This window comes from Vibrio sp. 10N.222.48.A3, assembly GCF_041475345.1.
GTDB lineage: Bacteria > Pseudomonadota > Gammaproteobacteria > Enterobacterales > Vibrionaceae > Vibrio > Vibrio tasmaniensis_A.
The window spans coordinates 1-3,329 of the sequence record NZ_JBFRVX010001219.1; the positions used below are offsets into that span (position 1 = coordinate 1).

Here is a 3,329-nt window from a genome sequence, read left to right on the forward strand (position 1 = left end):
CACCCTCGACAGCCTTTAGATATCCGGTTTAGCTTTGTCAGTGCAGGTGTAAGCGATATGTTCGGCTTATCCGTGGATAACGTAAAAGAGCACCCTCAACACCTGTTTAATCTGATCTCAGAAGATGACTTGCCCCAGTTTGAAACCAGTATGCTCGAAGCTATTGAAACCGGGCATTGGGAAAATGAACAGCGAATGCAGTTAGAATCAGGTCAAACTAAATGGGTGAAATTTAATAGCCAAGTATCGAACAGCAAAACCATTGAGTGGAATACGGTGATAACAGACATCACCCTACTAAAAAAACAACAGCAAGCTTTAGACAACGCACGCCAAAAAGCAGAAAGTGCAACGGCTGCAAAGTCGCAATTCTTAGCGACCATTAGCCACGAGGTTCGCACCCCGATTAGTGGGATCTTAGGGCTGTTGGAATTAATGCAGGAACATCAGCTGAGTGAAGAGTTACTGAACTTACACGGTGGATTGAATCAGTCAGCTCGGAACTTACTGCACATCGTTAATGACGTACTCGATTACTCCAAGATTGAAGCCGGAAAATTGGATCTTAACCCGACCGAAATTGAGCTCGGCAAAGTACTTGCCCGTATCGTGCAACCGCAATCCATTCATGCACAGCAAAAAGGCTTAGCCTTCCACTATTGGCAAGACCCAAACCTCGCTCAGTGGTTGTTTGCAGACGATATACGACTCCATCAGATTCTAAACAATTTCCTTAACAATGCGATTAAGTTCACCGAACATGGCACTATTTCATTGCATATTGATGTGATTGAACAGAACGAACATCAGCAGAAAGTTAGCCTCACGGTTTCCGACACGGGCATCGGCATCCCGAAAGACAGACAACAAAGCTTGTTCCAACCTTTTGAACAAGTCGACAAAACCACTAGCCGCCGTTTTGGTGGCACAGGGCTTGGACTGTCTATCGCTTTGAAATTGATAGAACAGATGGATGGCAACATAGAACTGTCGAGTGAAGAAGGAAAAGGCAGCCACTTTACTGTTACCGTTACCCTCCCAACTTGTACTCCTGAACATGCAGTAAGCAACGCTTTGGCTCTACGACAAACGCTGATTTTTCCTTCAGAGGGTGAGAATTCTATTGAGCTAGATGTCGGTAATCACTCAAACGAGGTATACGTCGTCGGCTACGTTCTGCAACAAAAAGAGCTGTGTCGATATCTGAAACACTTCGATCTTGAACCAAAAGTTCTGCACATTAATCAAAAGCACCTACTCAAAGAGATGGTCGTCAAACATCAGCCCAAACACATCTTTGTCGCGATGTCGGTTTGGCAACAACTGGCGATTAGCGATGCTTGGATTCAGCAGCATACGGGTTCAACACGCTTCACCGTAATCAACCAAAACCCAATGCTCTCACCAGAGCCTTTAGGTAACTCTTGGTGCTTATCGGTGAATCCGCTGCTGCCCGATAACCTTGTTCATGTTTTAACGAAACCCGTCAGTCACAACAATCTAATCTCATCATTAGACAACGAAACCAAAGCGCCTATCGCCATCGAGACTCGCGAACAAGCCGAGAGTAATGGCCGACTGATTCTTGTTGCGGAAGACCACCCGATCAATCAGCAAGTCATCGCCAAGCAGCTCGAGAGTATTGGTGTCCACGCTGATATTTTCGATAACGGAGTGCTAGCGCTGAATGCTTTAAAAAATAAACGTTATGGTTTGCTTCTCACCGATTGCCATATGCCGGAGATGGACGGTTACACGCTTGCCTCAAGCATTCGTCAGATAGAACAACGCAATGAAGAACTAAATCAAGAAACTCAAAAGTTGCCTATCGTCGCGTTGACGGCGAATGCGGTTCAGGGTGAAGATGCCAACTGTTATGCACACGGCATGGATGATTTCCTAGTTAAACCTGTTTCCATTAAGCAAATGAAGCTGACCATTGAAAAATGGCTACCCGCAATCCACGATTTAGATCCGACGCTTGAAACCGATATTTCTGATGCAGAAAAGCCAGACTCGCAAAATCAGGACACAAGCTCTTCGTCAAACGCTTTACCTGCAGCTCAAGAAACCAATGAGTTTTCGATGCTGTTCCAAGGCATTGAACAGAGCTTTGCGGAATCGGCAGAAAATAACAACTCAGAGACAATCGAAGATGTTGACCCCACTGTCCCTCAAGATTCACCCAACGAGACCAATAGCCCCATCATCGACTACACCGCACTCTACGATCTATTTGAAGATCACGATGTGGTGATGACCTTACTCGACGAGTTTGCCGCAAGTTTTATTGCAGATAATGAACAGATAAAAGCGCAGTGGGCTAATAAGGAATATAAGGGACTAAAAACCACATCACACCGACTCAAAGGTGCCGCTAAAATGGTGGCATGTGACGCGATGGCTTCTCCGCTCGCAATCATTGAAGCACAAGCAAACGGCCTAGTAACCGAAGCCACAGAATTAGATCAAGTCGAATCAGAAATTGAAGCATCAATCTCGGAAGCAACTAACACATTCGAACGGTTTACAGAGGAGATAAACCAACTACGTCAGACAAAAGAAAAGGCTTACTCTTATGAGTAAGCCTTAGAGGTTATTGCGTCAATACAGACAGCTCTCGCTGGATTATACAGCGGGAGCGTTATTCACTAGAATTTCGCGAATAGACTTGAGCGTCGCTTCAGTTGAATGGTAATCCAATTCAACTTCGCTAAAGATACCGTTTACCTCAAGCATTAAGGTTGGGTAAGAATGCACACCCATCGCTTCTTTAAAACCTAACTGGTCATCTAACTCGCTTTCCAATAGCTTACTAGAAAGGTCATTTTCAAACTGTTGTACATTCATCCCTAGCTCTTGAGCTAACTGCAAATGCGTTTCTTGGCTATGAGGCAGCATCGCACGAAGGTAGTAAGCGTGTTGGATCGCTTCAAGCATTGCTTCGTAGTGATCTTGAAAGCCAGCAGCGATCACTGCACGACACGCTGGGTAAGTGCTGCGAACTGGTTGGCATTCAGTCCAAAACTCATGATTAAATTCCGTACCCAGCTTAGCTTCAATCTGCTTCCAAATCGCTTGAAGCTTGCCTTTCATCTCTTCTGACATCGGCTCTTCAGAATCCGGAGCCAAACCACCGACTACGTAGCTAAACTCAATGCTCGCTGGCAATTGTTGTTTTAATAACTCAAGCGTTGGCTTGTAGCCCCAACACCAGCTGCACATTGGATCATGCACATAATGAAGTTTTACGTTCATTGTTCATTCCTTATCGAGTCTTTGTTGAACCATTCAAACGAAAAAAGGAGCCTAATTAAGGCCCCTTCCAT

The 3,329-nt window shown here is 45.1% G+C and carries 2 protein-coding genes; one reads left to right on the plus strand and one right to left on the minus strand.

The window, feature by feature from the left end:
• Window positions 1-2,586 (plus strand): ATP-binding protein (locus AB4653_RS25160; protein ID WP_372105588.1); only part of this gene is annotated, 2,586 nt, incomplete at its 5' end.
• Window positions 2,587-2,628: 42 nt separating this feature from the next.
• Here the strand turns inward: AB4653_RS25160 and AB4653_RS25165 are convergent.
• The gene (locus AB4653_RS25165; protein ID WP_009848714.1) at window positions 2,629-3,258 is read right to left on the minus strand and encodes a DsbA family protein; all 630 of its coding nucleotides are present in this window, start codon (window positions 3,256-3,258) and stop codon (window positions 2,629-2,631) included.
• Window positions 3,259-3,329 lie beyond the last annotated feature (71 nt).

Excerpts from the sequence above, each read along its gene's own strand:
- AB4653_RS25165 (WP_009848714.1), bottom strand. The coding sequence starts at position 3,258 with ATGAACGTAAAACTTCATTATGTGCATGATCCAATGTGCAGCTGGTGT.